Origin of the sequence: Pseudomonas sp. SIMBA_068, assembly GCF_046534705.1 — a bacterium.
GTDB lineage: Bacteria > Pseudomonadota > Gammaproteobacteria > Pseudomonadales > Pseudomonadaceae > Aquipseudomonas > Aquipseudomonas putida.
In genome coordinates, this window is record NZ_JAWRYI010001923.1 from 1 (window position 1) to 228 (window position 228).

The following is a 228-nucleotide window of genomic DNA, read 5'->3' on the forward strand; positions in this document are numbered from 1 at the left end:
ATTGTATTAAATAATAATACATTTAATGAAATTACGGGCGATGTATTACGCCTAAATACAGAAATCGAAGACTTAGGTGTTTACAACGCAGAGTACGTGACGGTTACCGGCAATCGCTTTAAAAATGTAAAAGGCAGTTTAGTAAAACTCTACCGAGGCGGGTCTGACGAAAGTACATTTGGCCCTCATTTTGAGATGAAAAATAATACGCTTAACAATGTTGGCCTT

At 36.8% G+C, this 228-nt stretch carries 1 protein-coding gene; it reads left to right on the forward strand.

The annotated features are described in order from the left end of the window. Positions 1-228 (forward strand): hypothetical protein (locus SB756_RS36495; RefSeq protein ID WP_410914139.1); only part of this gene is annotated, 228 nt, incomplete at both ends.